The 22,049-nt window shown below is 73.2% G+C and carries 16 protein-coding genes, 4 tRNA genes and 1 riboswitch; of the genes, 11 read left to right on the top strand and 9 right to left on the bottom strand.

Features of this window, described 5'->3' with window-relative positions; all coding sequences use genetic code 11:
- Positions 1–3 precede the first annotated feature (3 nt).
- Entirely contained in the window at positions 4–1,209 is a 1,206-nt protein-coding gene (locus ACFYST_RS07155; protein ID WP_387860596.1) for a globin domain-containing protein, read from the top strand.
- Positions 1,210–1,246: 37 nt separating this feature from the next.
- On the opposite strand, the gene ACFYST_RS07150 is transcribed toward ACFYST_RS07155, so the two are convergent.
- The 3 genes from ACFYST_RS07150 to ACFYST_RS07140 form a co-directional block, all read right to left on the bottom strand.
- A tRNA-Arg gene (locus tag ACFYST_RS07150) sits at positions 1,247–1,322 on the bottom strand.
- A 34-nt stretch (positions 1,323–1,356) separates the two neighbouring features.
- Positions 1,357–1,432, bottom strand: a tRNA-Arg gene (locus tag ACFYST_RS07145).
- A 177-nt stretch (positions 1,433–1,609) separates the two neighbouring features.
- A tRNA-Ser gene (locus ACFYST_RS07140) sits at positions 1,610–1,700 on the bottom strand.
- 201 nt (positions 1,701–1,901) lie between these two features.
- Between ACFYST_RS07140 and ACFYST_RS07135 the strand changes: the two genes are divergently transcribed.
- Positions 1,902–5,156, top strand: a complete 3,255-nt coding sequence (locus tag ACFYST_RS07135) for a PAS domain-containing protein (RefSeq protein ID WP_387860594.1) — start codon at positions 1,902–1,904, stop codon at positions 5,154–5,156.
- Positions 5,157–5,163: 7 nt separating this feature from the next.
- Here the strand turns inward: ACFYST_RS07135 and ACFYST_RS07130 are convergent, their stop codons facing one another.
- Together ACFYST_RS07130 and ACFYST_RS07125 are read right to left on the bottom strand one after the other, a co-directional pair.
- Positions 5,164–6,597: a sensor histidine kinase gene (locus tag ACFYST_RS07130; RefSeq protein ID WP_387860591.1), complete on the bottom strand. Its 1,434-nt coding sequence runs from the start codon at positions 6,595–6,597 to the stop codon at positions 5,164–5,166.
- Positions 6,590–7,267, bottom strand: coding sequence for a response regulator transcription factor (locus ACFYST_RS07125; protein WP_387639479.1), 678 nt, complete (start codon positions 7,265–7,267; stop codon positions 6,590–6,592). The genes ACFYST_RS07130 and ACFYST_RS07125 overlap by 8 nt, the downstream gene beginning before the upstream one ends.
- A 134-nt stretch (positions 7,268–7,401) precedes the next feature.
- Here ACFYST_RS07125 and ACFYST_RS07120 point away from each other — a divergent pair, with 134 nt between their 5' ends.
- Positions 7,402–8,028, top strand: a complete 627-nt coding sequence (locus ACFYST_RS07120) for a PepSY domain-containing protein (protein WP_387860588.1) — start codon at positions 7,402–7,404, stop codon at positions 8,026–8,028.
- Between the two features lie 67 nt (positions 8,029–8,095).
- Here the strand turns inward: ACFYST_RS07120 and ACFYST_RS07115 are convergent, their stop codons facing one another.
- Positions 8,096–9,757 carry a long-chain fatty acid--CoA ligase gene (locus ACFYST_RS07115; RefSeq protein ID WP_387860586.1) on the bottom strand — a complete coding sequence of 554 codons (1,662 nt, stop codon included), beginning with the start codon at positions 9,755–9,757 and terminating at the stop codon, positions 8,096–8,098.
- A gap of 359 nt (positions 9,758–10,116) precedes the next feature.
- Here ACFYST_RS07115 and ACFYST_RS07110 point away from each other — a divergent pair, with 359 nt between their 5' ends.
- Positions 10,117–11,085 (top strand): DMT family transporter, encoded by a 969-nt coding sequence (locus tag ACFYST_RS07110; protein ID WP_387860584.1) that lies wholly within the window; start codon positions 10,117–10,119, stop codon positions 11,083–11,085.
- Between the two features lie 593 nt (positions 11,086–11,678).
- Here ACFYST_RS07110 and ACFYST_RS07105 read toward each other — a convergent pair.
- The gene (locus tag ACFYST_RS07105; protein WP_387860581.1) at positions 11,679–13,043 is read right to left on the bottom strand and encodes an FAD-binding oxidoreductase; all 1,365 of its coding nucleotides are present in this window, start codon (positions 13,041–13,043) and stop codon (positions 11,679–11,681) included.
- Positions 13,044–13,148: 105 nt separating this feature from the next.
- Here ACFYST_RS07105 and ACFYST_RS07100 point away from each other — a divergent pair, with 105 nt between their 5' ends.
- From ACFYST_RS07100 to ACFYST_RS07090, 3 genes are all read left to right on the top strand, one after another.
- Positions 13,149–13,370: a hypothetical protein gene (locus ACFYST_RS07100; protein WP_387639492.1), complete on the top strand. Its 222-nt coding sequence runs from the start codon at positions 13,149–13,151 to the stop codon at positions 13,368–13,370.
- A gap of 81 nt (positions 13,371–13,451) precedes the next feature.
- Positions 13,452–14,939 carry a hypothetical protein gene (locus tag ACFYST_RS07095; protein ID WP_387860578.1) on the top strand — a complete coding sequence of 496 codons (1,488 nt, stop codon included), beginning with the start codon at positions 13,452–13,454 and terminating at the stop codon, positions 14,937–14,939.
- A 4-nt stretch (positions 14,940–14,943) separates the two neighbouring features.
- Positions 14,944–15,504, top strand: a complete 561-nt coding sequence (locus ACFYST_RS07090) for an NUDIX hydrolase (RefSeq protein ID WP_387639498.1) — start codon at positions 14,944–14,946, stop codon at positions 15,502–15,504.
- Between the two features lie 70 nt (positions 15,505–15,574).
- On the opposite strand, the gene ACFYST_RS07085 is transcribed toward ACFYST_RS07090, so the two are convergent.
- Positions 15,575–15,660 (bottom strand) — tRNA-Ser (locus ACFYST_RS07085).
- Between the two features lie 58 nt (positions 15,661–15,718).
- Complete coding sequence (locus ACFYST_RS07080; RefSeq protein ID WP_387860575.1) at positions 15,719–17,485, bottom strand: S1C family serine protease; 1,767 nt, start codon at positions 17,483–17,485, stop codon at positions 15,719–15,721.
- Between the two features lie 241 nt (positions 17,486–17,726).
- A riboswitch (TPP riboswitch) is annotated at positions 17,727–17,878 on the top strand.
- Here ACFYST_RS07080 and ACFYST_RS07075 point away from each other — a divergent pair.
- From ACFYST_RS07075 to ACFYST_RS07060, 4 genes are all read left to right on the top strand, one after another.
- Positions 17,869–19,227 (top strand): purine-cytosine permease family protein, encoded by a 1,359-nt coding sequence (locus tag ACFYST_RS07075; RefSeq protein ID WP_387639503.1) that lies wholly within the window; start codon positions 17,869–17,871, stop codon positions 19,225–19,227. Its footprint overlaps the riboswitch before it by 10 nt.
- A gap of 79 nt (positions 19,228–19,306) precedes the next feature.
- Positions 19,307–20,119, top strand: a complete 813-nt coding sequence (locus ACFYST_RS07070) for a glycerophosphodiester phosphodiesterase (protein WP_387639505.1) — start codon at positions 19,307–19,309, stop codon at positions 20,117–20,119.
- A 247-nt stretch (positions 20,120–20,366) separates the two neighbouring features.
- Entirely contained in the window at positions 20,367–20,894 is a 528-nt protein-coding gene (locus tag ACFYST_RS07065) for an ATP-binding protein (protein ID WP_387861102.1), read from the top strand.
- A gap of 65 nt (positions 20,895–20,959) precedes the next feature.
- A complete protein-coding gene (locus ACFYST_RS07060; RefSeq protein ID WP_387639509.1) occupies positions 20,960–21,937 on the top strand; it encodes a DUF5926 family protein in 978 nt (325 codons plus the stop codon).
- Positions 21,938–22,049: the final 112 nt, after the last annotated feature.

Below are 22,049 nucleotides of genomic sequence, written 5' to 3'. Positions count from 1 at the left end.
CCGGTGCCCTTCGACCCCGCGGTCGTCCGTGCCAGCTTCGCCGTCGTCGAGCGCCGGGCCGACCAGCTGACCAAGTACTTCTACGCCCACCTGTTCACCAACAACCCCGGCGTCGAAGCGCTGTTCCCGGCCCGGCTCGCCGAACAGCGGGACCGCCTGATCGCCGCACTCGCCCAACTCGTGCTGCGACTGGAGGCCCCGGAGAAACTCACCGGCTACCTGGCGGCGCTCGGACGCGACCACCACAAGTTCCAGGCCGCGCCCGAGCACTACCCGGCCGTCGGCGCCAGCCTGATCGCCGCGCTGAAGCACTTCTCCGGGACCGCCTGGACCCCCGAGGTCGAGCAGGCCTGGACGGAGGCGTTCGGCATCATCGCCCAGGCCATGATCGACGCGGCCGCGGCCGTCCCCGCCGGCACCCCGCGCTGGTGGAACGCCGACGTGCTGGCCGTCCGCCGCGCCACCCCCGACCTGGCGGTGCTCACCCTGGCGCCCGACCACCCGTACCCGTTCACCGCCGGCCAGTACCTGACCGTCAGCTCGGACCGACACCCGCAGGTCTGGCGGCCCTACTCACCGGTCTGCGCGCCCCGGCCCGACAACACCCTGGAACTGCACGTCCGCCGGGTCCCCGACGGGCTGCTGTCCACCGCGCTGGTCGACGAGGTCCGGGCCGGTGAGACGCTCCGGCTCGGCCCGCCGCTCGGCGAGGCGGTGCTCGCCGAGGACTCCGGGCGGCCGCTGCTGATGGTCGCCGCCGGAACCGGCTGGGCCCAGATCAAGGCCCTGCTGGAACAGCTCGCCCGGAACGGCGGCCGGCCCACCACCGTGTTCGTCGCCGCCCGCGACGACCGCGACCAGTACGACCTGGCCGCCGTGCACGACCTGGTGAAGGCGCATGCCTGGCTGCACGCCGTCCTGTCGGCGCCCGTGCCCGGCGCGTCCCGTGCCACCGCGATCCGCCTGCTCCGCGACGGCCTGCGCGACTACGGCACCTGCGCCGGCCACGACATCCACCTGTCCGGCCCGCCCGACCTCGCGCCCGCGCTCGCCGCCCAACTTCTCGACCAGCACGCCGATCCCGGGCTCATCCGGCACGACCCCGTCACCGCCACGTTCAACCGCAGCCGCCCGCTCACGCCCGCGGACTGGTTCCTGGAAGAACGCGAGGTGCTCTGGATCAACCGGACCGAACTCGGGACGGCATGACGACGAAGGCCCCGGGTGGAAACCCGGGGCCTTCGGTTGGTGCGCTCAGCAGGATTCGAACCTGCAACCTCTTGATCCGTAGTCAAGTGCTCTATCCGTTGAGCTATGAGCGCTCGGACGGCCCCTTGCGGAACCGCGAGCGGAGATTGGTGCGCTCAGCAGGATTCGAACCTGCAACCTCTTGATCCGTAGTCAAGTGCTCTATCCGTTGAGCTATGAGCGCTCGCCCCGTCGGCCTTGGCCTCCTGGGCGGTGCGGGGACAACATTACATGACCGGCGACCTGGGGCGAAATCGATTGCCGGGGACCCCGTCAAGACCGCCGCGGAGGCCGCTGGACGAACAGTGGCCGACAACGCGGAAGCCCCGCCGGTCAGTGACCGACGGGGCTTCCGGTGAAGCGGAGGCGGAGGGATTTGAACCCTCGATGGACGGTAAAGCCCAAACCGCATTAGCAGTGCGGCGCCATAGACCGGACTAGGCGACGCCTCCAACACCCGGACTGCGACCGGGACTCCGGCGCACTCCGTGCGACTGAGATGATGCCACAGCCGAAGGCTCCGGCACCAACCACCACAACGATACTGGCCGGGTCGTCCACGGCGCAAAGAAGAATGAGATACTCCAGTCTCCGAGGAGAGCCAGAGCCGCCCGTCGAAGCGGCGGCCCGAAGGCGTGAGGAGACCTGTCGACGTGAGCAGCAGGCCGACCCGAGGCGCTGCTCGCCTCGCCGCGATACTCGACGCACTGCCCGATCCGTTGCTGCTGGTGAACTCCAACGGCACGGTGGTCGACGTCAACAAGGCCGCCGTGGAGAGCCTGCAGGCACCCGGCACCTCGTTGGTCGGACGGGGAGTGCTGGACCTGCTGCCGGAGTTCGACCCCAGCCGAATCCCCGGTTCGATGCGGCCCCCGGCGAGCGAGACCCAGAGCCTGGAACTACCGGTCCGGATGACCGCCCGACGCACCGACGGCACCACCTTCACCGTCGAAGTGTCGGGCAACGACTTCACCGACGAGGGCGGCGGGGAGGCGCACGGGTTCCTGTCCTTCACCACGACGGACCAGGACCTGCTGCTGCTCCTGGTCCGTGACCTGTCGACCCGCCTGGGAGTGGAGACCGAACTCCGGCGCCAGCACAAACAGACCGAGATGATCCTGCGGGCCGCCGCCGAGGGTGTCCTCGGCGTCGACCTGGAAGGCCGCGTGGTGCTGGTCAACCCGGCCGCCGCGCACATCCTCGACTTCCGGGCCAGCGAGCTCGGCGGCCGCGAACTGCACCCGCTGATCCAGCACTCGCAGCCCGACGGCAGCCCGCTGGCCGCCGAGAGTTCGGCGCTGAACGACACCCTGCACTCCGGCCGCAAGCACCGGATCCGCAACACCGTGCTGTGGCGCAAGGACGGCAGCCCCGTCACCGTCGACCTGACCACCGCACCGGTCCGGGACGGCGAGCAACTGGTCGGCGCCGTCATGACGTTCACCGACCGCACCCACGAACTCGCCCTCACCGCACGCAACGAGCACCTCACCGCCGTGCTGGAGTCCGAACTCGGCGGCGCGCTCGGCGCCCTGCACCGGCGGATCGACGCGCTCGCCGCCGACCCCGCCGGGCAGCTCTGGCCGGAGGCCAACTGGACGCTGCGCCGGCTCGCCGACGAGTGCCGCCGGTTCGAACGGCTGATAGAGGGCGTACTGGAGCACCAGCGCTTCGAGGCCGCCGCCGAGCGCGGCAAGGCCGCCCTGGACCGCGAACGGATCGGCCTGGACGAGGTCGTGCAGCTGGCCGTCGACCGGGCCGGCGAACTGGTCGGCCCCGGCCGGGTCCGCTACTCGGTGCACGCCGCCGCCGTGAAGGTGCTCGCCGACCGCGAGCGGCTCGCCCAGGCGCTCGCGCACCTGGTCGCCGACGTCAGCGGCGTCACGCCCGTGCCCGAACCCGCCCGCGCCGAGGACGAATCCGCCACCACCGGCGGCGCGTTCGCCGGGCCGGCGCCGGATCCCGGGCAGCCGCCCATGGTGGTGCTGGCCGCCGCGCAGCGCGGACAGGTCGCCCGGATCGAGGTGCGCGGCCCCGCGCAGACCGCCAGCGCCGTCCACCTGCCGATCGCCCGCGCCGCCGTCCAGCGGCACGGCGGCGTCCTGCAGCGGCACGACCTGCCCGGCGGCGGCGGGGCCACCTACGTGGTGGAGCTGCCGCTCGACCCCGACGGCGGCGACGGCGACACGCCGGACAAGCAGCAGCACGTCCCCAAGGACTCCGACACCGCGATGCTGCCCGACCTTCCCGGGCAGCCCCCCGCGGCCGAACCGGCCAAGGACGACGCGCCGTCAACGCCCGAGCCGGCCGAGGACGGTTCCACCCCCGCCGCCCGGGCCGACGACACCCAGGGCTCCGGCCGGCGCCGGGCCCGCCCGGCCCGCGAGGAGGACGCCCGACCCGAACCGGCCGCCCCCGGGGCGCCGATCGCGCTCGGGCCCGGGCCGTCCGCCGCCGTCTCCGCCTCCGCCTCCGCCTCGGCCGAACCGGCCGAGAGTGGAGCCGCCGGGGCCGACCAGCTGCCGAGTGCCGAGCCGCCCACGCGTACCGGGCGGCGGGCCCGCCGGGCGCACGCCGGTTCCGGCGACAGCATGCCGGCGCTGCAGCTGCCCGGTATCCCGGACCCCGGGACGCCCGTCTACCCGGGGCTGGAGCACGCGCTGCCGGCCGCCCCGCCGGAGCCCGTCGTGCCGCCGACCCAGCCCACCGGGCGGCGGCGACGGCTGGCGCTGCCCGCCGACACCGCGGAGAGCGCGGAGGAGGTGACGACGGTTCTGCCGCCCGTCCCCGCCGGGGTGCCGGAGCCGTCCACCGCGCTGGAGGTCGCCGCCCGGCCCGCCGCGCCGGCCGTGCCCCCGATGCCCGCGACGCCGCCGCCAGCCGGGGATGCCGGCCAGCCGCAGCCGGTCGGCACCGGGCTGGGCGGGCTCGTCCCGCCGCGGCCGCTGGCCGCCTTCCCGGGCGCGTTCCCGCAGCCCGGGGCGCCGCAGCAGGCCGAACTGCCCGCCGCCCCGGCCGAGACGGCCCCGCAGGCCGTCAACGGGCAGGCGCTGCCCGCCGGTTCGGGCGAGGGCGGCGGCGCGCTGGCGCTGCCCGCCGGGCCCGGCGCGGTCGAGGGGCGCACACCGCCCCGGCCGATCGCCGAACTGGCCCCCGCCAAGGAACCCGCGTTCGACGGCCCCCGACCGCTGCTGGTGTGGCCCGAACCCGACCCGTCCACCCACGACGCGCTGCAGAACCGGGGCTTCCGGCCGGTCGTGGTGGCCTCCCGCGAGGAGGTCGACGCCCAGGTGCCGCAGGCCCCCGCCGCGCTCTTCGTCGACCCGCTGACCGGGCCGATCACCCGCACCGCCCTGCAGGCGCTGCGCACCGCCGCACTGGCCGGACGGATCCCCGTGCTGCTGGCCGCCGGCCTCGGCCAGGCCACCCGGGACGCCGCCTACGGAGCCGACCCGGCCGTGCTGCTGCGGGCGCTGGCCCCCCGGGACAGCGAGAACCACGCCGCGCGGGTCCTGCTGGTCGAGTCCGACCCCGAGGTGGCCGCCGCGCTGGTCGCCAGCCTGGAGCGGCGCGGCATGCAGGTGGAGCACGCCGCCGACGAGAACGAGGCGGTCGCCCGGGCCAGCAGCATCCAGCCCAACCTGGTGGTGCTCGACCTGCAGCGGATCGAACACGGCGACCTCGGTCTGCTGGACTGGCTGCGCGCCAACGACCGCCTGCACCGCACCCCGCTGGTGGTGTACACCTCGGCCGACCTGGACCCGCAGGCCCGCGCCGGGCTGCGCACCGGCGCGAACGTGCTGTTCCTGGCGGAGCGCTCCACCACCGACGAGGTGCAGCGCCGGATCGTCGAACTTCTGGCCCGGGTCGGCGCGTTGGGGCAGGTGGCGACGGCCGCGTCGTTCTGACTGTCCGTCAGTTCTGTTCGGCTCCCGCCTTCGGCAGGCGGGCCACCAGGCGGGCGCCGGTGCGGGCGGGCTCGGCGGCCAAGGTGCCGCCGTGGTGCCCGGCGAGGTCCCGGGCGATGGCCAACCCCAGTCCGGCGCCGCCGAGTTCGCGGCTGCGGGCGTCGTCGAGCCGGGTGAAGCGCTCGAACACCCGCTCCCGGTCACCCTCCGGGATGCCCGGCCCGTCGTCGCGCACCTCCAGCACCACCAGCGGCCCCTGGACGGCGAGTTGGACCTCCACCCGGCTCGTGGCGTAGCGCTGGGCGTTGTCGACCAGGTTGGTGAGCAGCCTGGTCAGCCAGGTGCGGTTGCCCAGCACGTGGGCCCCCTCGGCTAGTTGGGACGTGACCGGGATCCGGTCGGCGGTGCGGGCGGCCAGCGCGGCGGCGAACAGGGCGGTCAGGTCGAGGAGTTCTACGGATACCGGGTCGGCGGCGTCCAGCCGGGCGAGCAGCAGCAGGTCGGCCGCCAGGTCCTGCAGGCGGACGGTGTCCTCCAGCGCGTCGGCGAGCAGTTCGGGCCAGAGCTCCGGGTCCGGGTGGGCCAGTGCCACCTCCAACTGGGTGCGCAACACGGCGATGGGGCTGCGCAGTTCGTGCGAGGCGTCGGCGATGAAACGGCGCTGGCGCAGGCCCGCGTCCTCCAGCCGGTCCAGGGTGGCGTTGACGGTGACGGCCAGCCGGGCCACCTCGTCGCCGGTGTGCGGGACGGGGACCCGGCGGTGCAGGTCATGGCCGGTGATCTCGGCGACCTCGGCCCGGATCGCCTCCACCGGGCGCAGTGCCCGGCCGGTGACCCGCCAGGTGACGGCCGCGACCAGCAGCACCAGCACCGGGACGCCGACGGCGAGCGCGGTGCCGGTGGTGTCCCCGGCGGCGTCCACGTCGCGCAGCGAGGTGCTGGCGTGGACGACGAGATAGCCGTCCGGGCCGGTAACGGGCATGGTGATCACCCGCGACCGGTGCTCCTGCATCCGCGGCACGGGCATCAACGGCTGGGCGCCCTGGGCGGGTTGGGGCTGCTCCTTTGCGGCGGGCGGTACCGGCGGCGGGGCGAGGGGGTGCGCCAGCAGGTCCGGGGTGGCGGCGACCGGGCGGCCCTGGCCGTCCACCACCCAGATGGAGGTTCCGCCGTGCAGGGGGAGGATCGGCGACAGGTGCTCGCGGGCGGCCAACTCGACCACCTTGCCTGCCTGTTCGACCGCGGAGTCCTGGGCGGTGCGGAGCAGGTTGGCGTGGAGCACGGCGAGCAGCGCGGCCGAACTGCCGCCCAGCGCGAGCGTCACCACGGCGGTGGCGGCGAAAGTGGCCCGGGCCCGCACCGAGCGCGGCAGCAACCGCCGCAGGCGCGGCGGGACTTGGAGGCGGCGGAGGGCCGGGAGGCGGTGCACGCGGTCAGCCACCGTCCGCCGCCAGCCGGTAGCCCGCGCCGCGGACGGTGCCGACGGCGCTGCGGCCGAACGGGGCGTCGATCTTGCGGCGCAGCGCGCTGATGTGGACCTCGACGATGTTCGGGTCGCCGTCGTAGGCCGAGTCCCAGACCCGCTCCAGGATCTCGCGCTTGGAGACCACCCCGCCGGCCGCCCGGGCCAGGCACTCCAGGACCGCGAACTCGCGGGCGGTGAGCCGCACTTCGGTGCCCGCGCGGGTGCAGGTGTGGCGGGCCGGGTCGATCGCCAGGTCGCCGAACTCCAGGGTCTGCGGCAGACGGCGGCCGGTCCGCCGGACCAGGGCGCGCAGCCGGGCCACCAGCACCACGTACGAGAACGGCTTGGACAGGAAGTCGTCGGCGCCGGTGTCCAGCGCCTCGGCCTCGTCGAGTTCGCCGTCCTTGGCGGTGAGCATCAGGATCGGGGTGTCGTCGCCGGCAGCCCGCAGCCGGGCGCAGACCCGGTAGCCGTTCAGGCGGGGCAGCATGATGTCGAGCACGATCACGTCGTAGTCGTGCTCGGTGGCCAGCCAGAGGCCGTCCTCGCCGTCGTGGGCGACATCGACGGCGAACCCCTCGGCCCGCAGGCCGCGTTGCAGTGCGGCGGCGAGCCGCCGTTCGTCCTCGACCACCAGTACGCGCATGGGGACCAGCCTGGCAGGCGCCGGATCCGGCGGTGGGGGCGGCTTCAGCTTGGCTTCAGGCGGGTGGCGGCATGCTGGGCGCCCGGCCGGCGGATTCGGTCCCGGCCGGGTCGTCGAGGGGAAGTGGGACGCAGATGTCCGAGCCGCAGTCGCCGGAGTCGTTCGAGTCCAGTGCCGAGGAGAAGGTCGCCGCGGCGGCCCGACCGACGCTGCGCAAGCGATACATCCGGCTGCCGGAGCGGCGAGGCCGCCGCTGGGTGCTCGGCGCGGCCGTCGCGCTGGTGCTGGGGGTCGGTGTGGTCGGCGCCGCCGCGGTGGCGGCGCACCACTCCGGCCGGGAACGGCCGCCGATCGCCCCGTTCGCGATGCGGGAGCCGGGGGCTCCCGGGGCACCGAACGCATGGGGAAGCGATTACGGGAAGCACCGGAACGGGGAGCAGAAGGGCGACGGGAAGGCGGCGCACCGCGGCGCCCAGGGCGACGGGAAGGCGCAGCCGGGTAGCGGGAAGGCGCAGCCGGGCGGCCGGGCGGCGAAGCTCGCGCCGGCCGCGCTGCCGGCCGTGCCCGCCGATCAGGCGGTGGCCAAGGCGGCCGGCGCGGTGCCCGGCGGCAAGGTGGACGCGCTGTCGGTGGTGGGCCGGGAGGGCGGCGGCAGCTCCTGGGCGGTCGAGGTGCTCGGCACGGACGGCGTCCGCCACCAGGTGGTGGTGGATGGCACCGATGGGTCGATCACCGCCAACACCGTCGTGAACGGCCGCTGACCGTACCCGAAGGCCCCGCCGCAGGACCGAGAACCGCGGCGGGGCGTTCCGGGCGGACCGTGAGTGGTCAGCCCTTGCCGATCACCGTCACGTCCAGGCGGTCGGCTGCGTAGTCGGCGCGGATCACCTTCTTGTCGAACTTGCCCACCGAGGTCTTCGGCACCGCCTCGATCACCGACCAGCGTTCCGGCAGCTGCCAGGAGGCGACCCGCTCGGCCAGGAAGGCGCGCAGTTCGGGGAGGCCGACGGTGGCGCCGGGGCGCAGGACGACGGTGGCGAGCGGGCGTTCGCCCCACTTCTCGTCGGGGACGGCCACCACGGCGGCCTCGGCCACCTGGGGGTGGGCCATCAGGTGGTTCTCCAGGGCCTGCGAACTGATCCACTCCCCGCCGGACTTGATCACGTCCTTGGCCCGGTCGGTGAGGGTCAGGTAGCCGTCGGCGGTGATGGTGCCGACGTCGCCGGTGCGCAGCCAGCCGTCGGGGCTGAACTTGTCCTCGGGACGCTCGGGCTCGCCGTTCGCGCCGCCGAAGTACGCCCCGGCGATCCACGGGCCGCGCACCTCCAGCTCGCCCTCGGCGACGCCGTCGTGCGGCATCACCTCGCCGCCGGGGCCGATCAGCCGGGCCTCCACGGAGGCGGGGAAGACGCCCTGGGTGATCCGGTAGGTCCACTCGTCCTCGCCGGTGACGCCGGCCGGCGGGTGGGCGACGGTGCCCAGCGGGGAGGTCTCGGTCATGCCCCAGGCGTGGATGACCCGGATGCCGTGCCGCTCCTCGAAGGCCTTCATCAGCGCGGGCGGGCAGGCCGAGCCGCCGATGACGACGGACTTCAGCGTGGAGGTGTCGTAGTCGCCGGCGTCCAGCTCGTCCAGCAGGCCGTTCCAGATGGTCGGGACGGCGGCGCCGAAGGTCGGCTTCACCCGGTCGATCATCGCGGCCAGCGGCTTGGGCTGCAGGAAGCGGTCCGGCATCAGCAGGCTGGAGCCCGTCATGAACGCCGCGTGCGGGATGCCCCAGGCGCCGACGTGGAACATCGGCACCACCGGCAGCACGATGTCGCGGGGGGTCAGGCCGAAGCTGGCGGGGGCGATGATCTGCATCGAGTGCAGATAGATCGACCGGTGGCTGTACACCACGCCCTTGGGGTCGCCGGTGGTGCCGGACGTGTAGCAGAGCACGGCGGCCTGCTTCTCGTCGATGTCGGTCTGCCACGGGTAGTCGGTCGGGCGGCCCTCGATCAGCGCCTCGTAGTCGTGCACCGTCCCCTCGAAGCCCGCCAGCAGCGCCGGGTCGTACGGGCCGGAGACCACCAGGTGGCGGACGACGTCGGCGAGCTTGGGCAGGACGGCGGCGAGCAGCGGCAGCACCGAGCCGTTGACGATCACCACCCGGTCCGCGGCGTGCCGGACGATGTACTCCAGCTGGTTGGCGGGCAGCCGCAGGTTCAGGGTGTGCAGCACCGCTCCCATGGAGGGGATCGCCAGGTACGCCTCCTGGTGCTCGGTGTTGTTCCACATCAGCGTGGCCACCACGCTGCCGTCCGTGACCCCGAGTTCGTCCCGGAGGGCGTGGGCGAGCTGTGCGGCGCGGCCGCCGACCTCGGCGAAGGTCCGCACGACCGGGCCGTTCTCGGTCCAGGTGGTGACGGTCGACCGGCCGTGGATGGTGGCCCCGTGCTGCAGAATCCGGGCGACAGTGAGTGGAACGTCCTGCATCGTGCTGTACACCAGGGGTCCTCCTTGACCGGCCGGCGGATTGTTACCCGCAGGTAGTAGGCGATGCCTCCGATTGTTTCCCCGGCACACCCACGCTGTCAGTAGCCGCAACCGAGATGAGACCGACGCCGCCGACCTGCGCGGCTTTCCGTCTCCGCGCGTGTCCGTCCGGGTCCGCGGCGTGTTCGGAATGCGGGGCACGTCACAGTTCCATGGTCGCGCGGCGGGGTCGCTGACCGGTCGTCAGTTCGCCCGGGCGGCCCGCGCCGCCGACGGCCCGCAGGCCTTGATTCGCCCCTCAGTGCACCCCGGCTTGCCTCTGGCGGTAACCGTCTTTGACCAAAGGCACTCCTTACGACACACTCGATCTCATGCCAGGCACCTCCCTCACCGTCGAAAGCACCACCGACATCCGCGCCATCGCCTCCGTTTCCAAGGTCACCAGTTCCGGCCGAGCCCGGGCAAGCGGAATGCGACGACGGCTGGGCGGTATCCCGGCACCGGTGCTGTGCGTGGTCTCGATGGTGGCGGTCCAGCTCGGTGTGGCGGCCTCCAAGCCGCTGTTCGGGGTGCTGGGGGTGGCCGGCGCGACCTTCCTGCGGATCTCCTTCGCCGCCATCGTGCTGCTCGCCTTCACCCGCCCCCGGCTGCGCGGCCGCAGCAAGCGCGACCTGGCGCTGGCCGGACTGCTCGGCGTGGCGTCCGCCGGCATGACCCTGCTGTTCGCCGCGGCCGTCGACCGGCTGCCGATGGGCACCGCCGCCACCATCGAGTTCCTCGGCCCGCTCGCCGTCGCCCTGGTCTTCGCCCGGCGCGCCGGACACGTGCTGTGGGCGATGCTCGCCGCCGGCGGCGTGGTGCTGCTCACCCTGTTCGGCCACGGCGAGTCCGGCTCCAGCCTGGACCCGGTCGGCCTGGCCTGCGCCTTCGGGGCGGCCGCCTGCTACTCCGGCTACATCCTGTTCACCGACAAGGTCGGCGCCGCGTTCAAGGGCTTCGAGGGCCTGGCGGTCTCCTTCACCGTCGGCATGGTGGTGCTCGCCCCGTTCGGCGCCGCCGAGGCGATGCACGGCCTGTCCGGCTCCGACTCCCCCGCCCTGCTGCTGCTCGCGATCGCGGGTGTCGCCCTGCTCTTCCCGGTGCTGCCGTACGCGCTGGAGATGGTCGCGCTGCGCCGGATGTCCCAGCGGGTGTTCAGCGTGATCGTCAGCCTGGACCCGGCGGTCAGCGCGCTGGTCGGGCTGCTGGTGCTCGGCCAGGTGCTGGGCCTGCCGCAGTTGTTCGGCATCTTCTGCGTGGTGGCCGCCAGCGTCGGGGCCACGCTCACCGCCAGGCGGTAGGGCCTCCGCGGTAGGGCTTCCTCTTCCGAACACCCCTCGGGGGCGCGGTGCCGTTCGCGGCTGCCGCGCCCCCGAGGGGTTTCTGCTCGTCCTGCTCCCCGAGGCGGGTGACCCTTTCCACTCCCGGGTACTCCGGCGGTCCGTGCTCGGGCCGGTCCGGCGCCCCCGCCGGCCCGGCCGCACCTCCCGCCGGGAGGTCAGTAGCGCGCCATGGATTTCCTCCGTGCTGCCGATGTCCGGTTCCGATGGTCACAGCTGATGACCGTGAATCACTGTCCTGCACTTCCCTGCACTTCCTGGGAACAGAATTCCGCAACAAATCGACAAAGCACCAGCACCACTGGGCCTTTTCCCTCGTTCGCGTGATACCGAGGTCGCCGCACGAGGTGGCCGGCCGCTGGTTGCATGGCTGTTGAGCTGCGCTTCTGCCCGGACGGCGGAGCGCAGGCCGCCGCTTTCCGGCGAGTCGTTCCACCCCGCAGGCGCACGAATGGTGCGCCCGCGCCCCGGTAACAGCCGAGATGACCGTCAAATGTCGATTTTTATCCGCACGCCAGGGGCAATGGAAATCCGATCCGAATTCAGAACGATTCTCAGATCATCTTTCCCGGGTTGAGCAGACCCAGCGGATCGAAGACCGCCTTGATCTGCCGCTGCAGCTCCAGCCCGACCGACCCCAGCTCCCGGGCCAGCCACTCGCGCTTCAGCAACCCGATGCCGTGCTCGCCCGTCACCGTGCCGCCCAACTCCAGGCCGAGCGCCATGATCTCGTCGAAGGAGATCCGGGCCCGCTCCACCTGCTCCGGATCCTTGGCGTCGAAGATCACCACCGGGTGGGTGTTGCCGTCGCCCGCGTGCGAGACCACGCCGATGGTCAGCCCGTGCCGCTCGGCGATCTCCGCGACGCCGTTCAGCATCGCGGCCAGCGCGCTGCGCGGCACCGCCACGTCGTCGATCATCGTGGTGCCCATCCGCTCCAGCGCGGGCAGCGCCAGCCGGCGGGCCTGGAGCAGCAGTTCGGACTCCGCCCGGTCCTCGGCCGGCACCACCTCGGTGGCCCCGGCGGCCGTGCACAGCGCGCCGACCGCGGCCAGCAGCTCGCGCTGGTCCGGGCCGTCGAAGGCGACCAGCAGCAGCGCCCTGGTGGACTCCGGCAGCCCCATCTGCGCCATCTCGTTGACCGCCCGGACGGTGGTGGCGTCCATCAGCTCCATCAGCGAGGGCGTGAACCCGGCGGCCATCACATCGCACACCGCCCGCCCGGCGGCGTCCACCGAGTCGAACTCGGCCGCCAGCACCAGCTGCGGGCCGGGCGCGGGACGCAGCGCGAGCACCGCCTCGACCACCACGCCGAGGGTGCCCTCGGAGCCGACCAGCAGCCTGGTCAGGTCGTAGCCCGCCACGCCCTTGGCCGTGCGCCGGCCGGTCCGCAGCAGTCGGCCGTCGGCCAGCACCACGTCCAGGCCGAGCACGTACTCGCTGGTCACGCCGTACTTCACGCAGCACAGGCCGCCGGCGCCGGTGCCGATGTTGCCGCCGATGGTGCAGGACTCCCAGCTCGACGGGTCCGGCGGGTAGGCCAGCTGCTGGGCCTCGGCGGCCCGGGACAGTTCGGCGTTGACCACGCCGGGCTGCACGATCGCGATCCGGTCGACCGGGTCCAGGTGCAGGATCCGGTTCATCCGGGTCAGCGAGAGCAGGATGCAGCCGTCGACGGCGTTCGCGCCGCCGGACAGGCCGGTGCGCGCGCCCTGCGGCACCACCGGCACCCGCAGTTCGGTGGCGGTGCGCATCACGTGCTGCACCTGCTCGACCGTCTCCGGGAAGACCAGCACGGCCGGCTCGCCCGCCTCGCAGAATCCCGCCATGTCGCGGGCGTACGCGCCCGTGACGTCCGGGTCCACCGCGACGGCGCCGTCCGGCAGTCCCTTGCTCAGCCGCTCGACCAGCTCACTCACGACAACCTCCACTCGTTCCGCCCGCACTCTCCTCCCCCGCCCGGCCCCCCGCAATCGTCACCGGCCACTGTCGGGCTGTCGGTCGGTTCGGGCACCCTGGTACCCATGCGCGCACCCCGTGTCCAGTGCCCCGCCTGCGGCCGTCCGGTCGCCCTCATGCCCACCCGCCGCACCGGCTACGGCATCGTCCACGACCACAAACGCGACCGCCGCTCGCTGGTGCTGTGCGACGGCAGCATGCGCCAACTCCCGTTCAGCGACGCCACCCTGTGGCAGGACGCGCTGCCCGGCCTGCCCGCCCAGGACGGCGAACCCACGCTGTTCTGACGGCCCGTCGCCCCGGGGCTGGCCAGTACCGGACGCCACGAGTAGCGTCCCCGTGCGACGGTTCGTCCTGGGGGGCACGACATGGCGTACGACGACGGCACGCGGTACCAGTACCTGGAGTCGCTCGACTCGACCCGGACGACCTGGCCCGGGCCGGAGCGCACGGCCGAGGGGCACGAGGACGAGCTGCACCTGCAGATCTTCACCGAGGTGCTGATGACGCTGGCGCTCGGCCGCGAGGTGGTCGTCCCGCAGTCGTACGCGTTCGACTCGTTCGGGTTCCAGCGGGTCGCGGCCACCGTGCTGCGGGCCCGGGACAGCGGCGCGGCAGGCGAACACCCGTTCCGGCTCCATCTGTTCGGGGTGCGCTCGTACGAGGAGGCGGTGGCCGGCATCCTCGCCCAGGCGGGCGATCCGGCCAGTCCGTTCCTGAGCAGCCTGCTGCCCGAACTCAACGACCCCACCGAATACGGCCTCGACCCCGGCGACGTGCGGGAACAGGCCGCCGACTTCGACCGGCTGCTGAACGCCGAATGGCTCGACCCGGAGCGGGCCGACGGGCTGGCGGTGGTCCGCGACGAGTTCCGGCACCTCCCCCGGGTCGCCGCCCGGCCGCCGGCCCGGCTGTACGCGCTCGGCGAGCTGGTGCTCGCCGCCGTCGACGAGACCTCGCCGATGGGCCGGGCGGTGGCGGACCTGCCCGAGCCGTACCGGGAGGTGCACGCCACGGTGGCCACCGCGATCCGCCGGCTCGGCGCCGACCGCCCGCACACGTTCCACCACCGCAGCCGGCTGCGACTGGCCCGGCCGTGGCCCGGCGACGCCGCCGGACGGACCCCCGAGGAGATCGTCGGCGGGCCGGAGACCCTCGGCCTGCTGGTGGAGTTCGTCGACACCCTCTACAACCTGATCGTGGTGGACTCCATCGGCGTCGCCGACACCACCCTCAGCACCGGCCAGGGCCACGACGACAACCGGCTCGCCGCCCGCGCCACCGCCCAGGAACTCGCCCTCGCCCAGTACCGCCACCGGGCCGGACGAACCCTCCCGGAGACCGACGAGACCTCGGACGGGCCACTGTTCGAGGTGAAGGTCGGCGCGGCGGCAGGCCTCACCGACGAACGGGTACGGGCCCGGATGGCGGCGCTGCGCACCGACGCCGCCGACGCGATCGCCGCCCTGCTGCAGGCCCGCGCCGAACGCGGCCGCACCGCCAAATCGCCGTTCTGGCAAGGCATCGAGCGGCTGCGCGCGGCCGAGGACCCGCTCTCCGCGCGCAAGGCGCTGGACGCCCACCTGAGCCGGGTCGCCGCCATCCTCGGCGACCGGACCGGCCTCGTCCCGATCGGCGGGATGGCCGTCGAACTGATCCTCACCGCGGCGGGCACGGTCGGCCCCGCGCTGGCCACCGAGGTGTGGAAACTGCCCGGGCTGGTCGGCTACCCCGCGATGGCGGCCGGCGCCGTCGGCAACGTCCTGTACCGCAAGGGCAAGGAGAATGTGGCACGCCGGCTCTCCACCCGGCGGCTGGCGTGCGCGCTGGGACGAGTCGTCGACGTGAGGAGCTGACGCCATGACAGACACCGAGCACCCGGACGCCATCCGCCGCACCCGCGAAGTCCTCGCGTACCGCAACAGCTTCGTCGACGTCTACGACGACGAGGTCGCCTTCCCAAGCGGGACCGCCGGGCACTACCTGAGGATCCGTCACCGCGACGAGGGCCTCGGCGTGGTGATCATCCCCGTCCACGGCGACCTGATCGGACTGGTCCGCACCTACCGCTACCCGCTCGGCCGCCCCCAGTGGGGCCTGCCCCGCGGCTTCTCACAGAGCGCCGACCCGCTGGTCACCGCGCGGGCCGAACTGCACGAGGAACTCGGCGTCCCCAACGCCGAGTTCGAACTCCTCGGCACCATGACCCCCGACTCCGGCCTGCTCGCCAGCACCGTCGCGATCGTCCACGCCACCGTCCGCGACACCCCCTCCGGCACCCCGCTGCTGCCCGACGAAGTCACCGAAACCCGCTGGCTCCCCCTCCCCGACCTCCGCCACTGGATCACCACCGGCCACCTCGACGACGGCATGACCCTCGCCGCCCTCACCCTCGCCCAGGCCCACCGCCGCCTCCCCTGACGGCCCCTCACCCCGCGGACGCCGAACGGCCCCCGACCGGAAACTGCAGGTCGGGGGCCGTTCTCATGCGCGGAGGGTGTGGGATTTGAACCCACGGTGACCAGAGGCCACGACAGTTTTCAAGACTGTTCCCTTAGGCCGCTCGGGCAACCCTCCTCGGCGGAGGCCAGCCTAACGGGTCGGGGCGGGTTCGGTGCACTCCGTTGCGGAGGGGTCAGTTGTCGCCCTTGCGTTCGCCGAGGGTGACGGTGGTCTTGGCGGCCTTGCCGTCGCGGGTGTACTCGACCTCGACCTTCTCGCCGGGCTTGTGCGTCCAGATCTCGCTGACCAGGGTCGGGCCGCTGTCGATGGAGATGCCGCCGAGCTTGGTGATGACGTCGCCGGCCTTCAGGCCGGCCTGGTCGGCGGGGCCGCCGGGGGTGACGGCGGGGGTGTCGCGGACGGGGGCGGTGGCGATCTGGGCGCCGTCGCCGCGGTAGTCGTCGTTGCGCAGGACGCCGAGGATCGCGTAGACGGGGGTGCCGTCCTTGATCAGGGTCTGGGCGACCCACTTGGCCTGGTTGATCGGGATGGCGAAGCCGAGGCCGATGGAGCCGGCCCGGCCGGAGCCGCTGGTGTTCGACTGGATCGCCGAGTTGATGCCGATGACCGAGCCGGAGCCGTCGAGCAGCGGGCCGCCGGAGTTGCCGGGGTTGATCGACGCGTCGGTCTGCAGGGCGTTCATGTACGAGGAGTTGGCGCCGGTCTCGTCGCCGGAGGCGACCGGGCGGTCCTTGGCGGAGATGATGCCGGTGGTGACGGTGCCTTCGAGGCCGTAGGGCGCGCCGATGGCGATGGTGGAGTCACCGATGGCGACCTTGTCGGAGTCGCCGAGCGGCAGCGGGACGAGCTTGTCCTTGGGCGGGTTGTCGAGGCGGATCACCGCGACGTCGTAGCCCTCGGCGCGGCCGACCACGGACGCGGTGTACGAGGACCCGTCGGAGAACTTGACGGAGAGCTTGCCGCCCTTGGCGGCGGGCGCGACCACGTGATTGTTGGTCAGGATGTGGCCCTCGGTGTCGAAGACGAACCCGGTGCCGGTGCCGGACTCGCTGGAGTTCGAGGCCTTGATGGTGACGGTGGACGGCAGCGCCTTGGCGGCGATCCCGGCGACGGACTCGGGGGCCCGGTCCAGGGTCTGGTGGGCGTTGCCGACGCTGACGGTGGTACTGGTGTGCTTGGTGCCGCTGTCGCCGTTCCCGCCGGAGACGCTCGCGCCGATCGCGCCACCGGCCAGGCCGGCCACCAGGGCGACCGCCGCGACCAGCGCGACCAGGCCGCCGCGCTTGCTCTTGCCGGAGCCGCCGCCCGGAGCGGGCTGCGGGCCGCCCCACGGCGCACCCGGCTCGCCCGGCTCGCCAGGCCCGCCGACGCCGCCCGGACCGCCGGCCGGGTGGCCCCAGCCACCCACCGGGTGACCGGCGCCGAACGGGTGCTGCCCTTCGCCGGGGACGCCGGGGACGCCAGGGACGCCCGGGGTGCCCTGCGGGTCGTGGGCGACCGCGGTCGGCGCGAACGGGTTGGCCGCCACGGGCTGGGCATCCGGGGCCGACGCGTAGGGGTTGGCCGGCGCCTCCTGGGCGTGCGGCGGCACGGCCGGGGTGACGGTGGTCGGCGTGTAGGGGCTGGGCGGCTCGCTGACGCTGCCGTACGGGTTCTGGAACGGCGGCGGCGCGTCCACCGGAGCCGGAGCCGGAGCCGAGGCCGGAGCCACCGGCGGGGCCACCGGCGCGGCGGGGACCTTCCCGAGCTGCATGGTCTGGTCGGACACCGGCGCGGCGGGCGCGGGCGCCGCCGGGGCCGCCGGCAGCACCGGCGGCGGGGCGTCGAGGTAGGAGGGAGCGGGCGCGGGCGTTCCGGCGGTGGCGGCGGCCGCCTCGGTGCCGGTGGCCTCGGGGGCCTTCTCCGGCGGGGTGGTACCACTCGCGTGCTCGGTGCTCACGGACGACCTCCATCGCTGACAGAACCTTGGGCTGCGGTCCGTCGCTCGGTCGGCGCGGCCACAGCCTCGGGGCACAGTTTTTCCTATGCCGGATTCGGACACCGTAAGCGGGCCCCTGAAGAAATCATGAGAAGCCTTAGGCCTCGCTGACATGGACATCAGTGGTCCCGCGATGCGGACGCCGTTCCCCCCGGCCTTGGCGTTCTCCCACCCGGAGGCTAGCCTGTCGCTCCTGTAAACCGAAGAACGTCGCGGGAGCTTGGACCAGCCAGGCTGAGAGTGCGCCGGATCGACCGTAGGGCATGGCGGTGTCGCCACCCCGGTCGAGGGGGCGCTGACCGCCGGAACCTGTCCGGGTAATGCCGGCGTAGGGAGTATCGGCCATGACGGCTGTTCCGTCTGCCCCAATTTCCGATCTTGAGACGGCCGCGCGGGCCGAGGCCCCGCTGACCCTCGACACGGCGCCGCCGCGGACGCTGGATTTCCGGGCGCTGTTCGCGCTGTGGGCGAACCTCGGGGTGAGCCTGATCGGGTTCACCAGCGCCGCGACGGTGCTGGGCAAGCAGGGCCACGAGCTGGGCTTCACCGCGGCCGTGACGGCGATCGTGGCGGGTACCGCGATCGGCACCGCGATGCTCGCGGTGGCGGCGCTGGTGGGCGCCCGCACGGGCGCGCCGGCCATGGCGGTGCTGCGCGGCCTGTTCGGCACCCGGCTGTCGTACGTGCCGACGGTGCTGAACATCCTGCAGTGCGTCGGCTGGGGCGTGTACGAGCTGACGGTGATCGCCTGGGGCGCCCAGACGGTGGCCGGCACCGAGGGCTGGCGCTGGCTGTTCGTGCTGCTGGCGGGCGTGCTGACGACGGTGCTGACGATCTGGCCGCTGGGCGCGATCGCGGTGCTGCGCAAGTACGTGGCCGTCGCGGTCGGTGTGGCGATGGTGTACTTCACGGTGCAGTTCGCCCGGCTGGGCTTCCCGGACCCGGGTGCGGGCAACTGGGACGGCTTCCTGTCGGCGACGGACGCGGTGATCGCGGTGTCGATCTCGTTCGTCCCGCTGGCCGCCGACTACACCCGGCACGCGCGCACCTCGGCGAGCGCGTTCTGGGGGACGTTCTCCGGCTACACGGTGGCCCAGGTGTGGTGCTACGTGCTGGGCGTGGTGGCGCTGCTGCAGTCCGGCGGCGACCCGGAGAAGATCCTCGGCTCGTTCACCGGCGTGGCCGCGGGCTGGGCGTTCCTGCTGGTGCTGGTGCTGCGCGAGTCGGACCAGTCGTTCGCGAACGTGTACTCGACGGCGATGTCGATCCACAACCTGTGGCCGAAGGTGGACCGGCGGGTGCTGACCGGCGGCATCGGCGTGCTGGTGACGGTACTGGCGCTGCGCATCAAGGAGTTCACCGACTCGTACTACGCGTTCCTCGGCCTGATCGGGTCGGTGTTCGTGCCGCTGTTCGCGGTGCTGGCGGTGGACTATTTCCTCGGGGCCGGCCGGCGCGGCTGGAACCTGACCCAGGACGCCCCGGCGCGCTGGGTGATGCTGGCGCCGTGGGCGCTGGGCTTCGCGGTGTACCAGTTCCTGGCGCCGACCGCGGTGGCCGGCTGGTGGACGGACCTGTGGACGCAGGCGCAGGAGGCCGTGCACTTCACCCCGCAGGCGTGGAGCTCGGCCTCGCTGTTCTCGTTCCTGGTGGCGGCGCTGGCGACCGGCGCGGTGGCGGCCGTGGAGCGCCGCAAGGGCTGACGCCGCATCAAGGGCTGTTCACCGCGGTGTTGCCGGATCGGAAGCCACCCGTCATCCGGTGCCGCGTAGGCTGGTTGACGTGAACACCCAGCACAGCGCCTCGGCCCCGCTCCCCGCTCCGATCGACCGCTCCGCGGTCAAGGTGATCGCCCACCGAGGGTCCTCCGCGGCCCTTCCGGAGCACACCGAGGAGGCATACAAGCGGGCGCTGGAGGAGGGCGCGGACGGGCTGGAGTGCGACGTCCGGGTCACCGCCGACGGGCAGTTGGTGTGCGTGCACGACCGCAACGTCCGCCGCACCTCGGACGGGCAGGGCGTGGTGTCGACCATGACGCTGGCCCAGCTGTCCGCGCTGGACTTCGGCTCGTGGAAGCACCCGGAGCAGCCGCAGCGCAGCTCCGTGCTGACCCTGGAGCGGCTGCTGGAGCTGGTCGCGGACACCGGGCGGCGGGTGGAGCTGGCCATCGAGACCAAGCACCCGGTGCGGTACGCGGGCCGGGTGGAGTCCGAACTGCTGCGGATGCTCGGCCGGTTCGGGCTGCTGCCGGCCGCGCCGGAGGAGTCCACGGTGCGGGTGATGAGCTTCTCGGAGCTCGCCCTGCACCGGGTCCGCCGGAACGCCCCGGCGGTGCCCCGGGTGTACCTGTGGGAGCGCCCGGTGCCGCTGCTGGGCCGCACCAAGGCGCTGCCGGGCGGCGCGTCGATCGCCGGCCCGGGCATCTCGCTGGTACGCCGCGACCCGGACCTGATCCGGGCGCTGCGCCGGGCCGGCCACCGGGTGCACGTGTGGACGGTGGACCGCCCCGAGGACGTCGAACTCTGCCTGGAACTGGGTGTGGAGGCGCTGATCACCAATCGACCGGCCGACGTACTGGCCCAGTTGGGCCGCTGACCGCGCGACCGGCAGGTGGCACCCGCGCCCCATAGGCGTGACAGAAATACCGAACGGGGTATTTCCTGTTGGCCATTCGGACAAGCCCCCCGGTGAGGCCGGAGGTGAGACGCTCCTCACCTTTTGGCCGCCCGTCGTGCGGATCTCGTTAATGCCGCGATCGGATCGTCGAACTCCCGTTTCCGATGCATTAACGGCGGGCATCCATCCCTCGGCAGAAGCTGAAGGAGGTCCGGGGGTGGCGTTGATGGTGGCGCGAGCTTTGCCAGTTCAGGCCGGGTCGACCTCATCGGCCATGGCCGTTCCGCACGGTCCGGCCAGTGTTTCGACCGCGCGGCGGAGGCTGCGCAACGATCTCGGTGATCGCTCGATACCGGACGGGGTGATTGACGACGCGGTGTTGATCCTCTCCGAACTGCTCAGCAATTCCTGTCGTCATGCCAGACCGCTGCCGGCCGATGATCCCGACGAGGCGGACAGATCGTCCGAGTGGCATCCGCACGGCGATGACGACGCGGAGATCGGTACGGTGCTGTGGAGTTGGCGGATGCGCGGGGACGGTCTGCTGACCCTCGAGGTGACGGACGGTGGGGCGACCACCCGGCCGGTGCCGGCCAGCCCGTCGGTGTCGGCACACGGCGGCCGGGGGCTGAGCATCGTCGGCAAGCTGGCCCGGGACTGGGGGGTGCGGCACGCCCCCGGTCAGGTGACGGTGTGGGCGGAGCTGCCGGCGTTCGAGCAGGTGGTGGGCGGCGGGGAGCGGCGCAGCGCCTGAATCCCGGGCCGCGGGCGAAGTAGGCTGCGCGGTGCAAAGTCCGACGTCCCCGGGAGAGCCGCACCATGGCCAAGAAGGCCGCGAAGAAGCAGCCCAGCCAGTCCACCGTCGTCGAGGGCGAGATCCCGGTCGTCGGAGCGCGCGAGGCGTGCCCGTGCGGCTCGGGCCGCCGGTACAAGGCCTGCCACGGCCGCGAGGCGGCGCACGCGGTGCAGGAGTTGGTGCACCGGCCGTTCGAGGGCCTGCCGGGCGAGGCGGACTGGGTGGCGCTGCGCGAGCTGGTGCCGGCCGCCACCGTGCCGCTGACGCTGGCCGCCGGGGTGGCCGAGGAGGCCGTCGGCACCGTCCCGTCGGTGACGCTGGCGACGGTGCTGCCGCTGGCCTGGCCGGCGCTGCGCCGGGCGGACGGCTCCATCCTGCTGGGCCTGCAGACCCAGTCGTCCTCGGGCGACCTGAGCCGTGACCTGGCGGACGCGCTGGAGCTGGCGCTGGCGACCGAGCCGGGCACCCCGGTACCGGCCCGCCGGACCAACCCGGGCGGCCGCCGCCTGCAGGAACTGCTCGACACCACGGCCGATTTCGTGCCCACCGTGTTCACCGGGTTCGAATTCTGGCTGGAGGACGCCGAGTCGGCGACCGGCGAGGTGGCGGCGTCGCTGGAGCGGGCGAACGCCTCGGCGATCCCGACCGAGAAGCTGGCCGGCGTGGACTCCGCGTACTGGTGCGGCACCCCGGACAAGAACCACCTGCGCTGGGTGATGACCGTGCCGGAGGAGCAGCTGCTGGACGCGCTGGCCCGGCTGACGGCGGCCGGCGAGAGCTCGCTGGGCGAGAACACCAAGCTGGTCGGCTCGTTCCGGGCGCACGGCCTGACCGTGCCGGTGTGGGACCTGCCGGTGGACATGACCGCCGCCGAGGTGGAGAAGCCCGCCGTCGAGTTCGCCGCGAAGCTGGCCGAGGTGCTGGCCGCGCCCGCGCCGCTGACCGCCGAGGAGCGCCGTGCCCGCGCCAACCTGGTGAACCGTCAGATCACCCTCAACTAGCAGGGCAGTGACCGGCGTCACATTTCCGCCAGACGGCCGAAAATCCCAAGGTCCTTTCGGCGTGGACAAATTGGCGCGGAGCCGGATCTTTGTTACTGTTTGAACAGTCCGA

The sequence above is a fragment of the Kitasatospora sp. NPDC004614 genome (assembly GCF_042873675.1).
Taxonomy (GTDB): domain Bacteria; phylum Actinomycetota; class Actinomycetes; order Streptomycetales; family Streptomycetaceae; genus Kitasatospora.
This window is presented reverse-complemented; position numbering and strand designations above follow the sequence as displayed.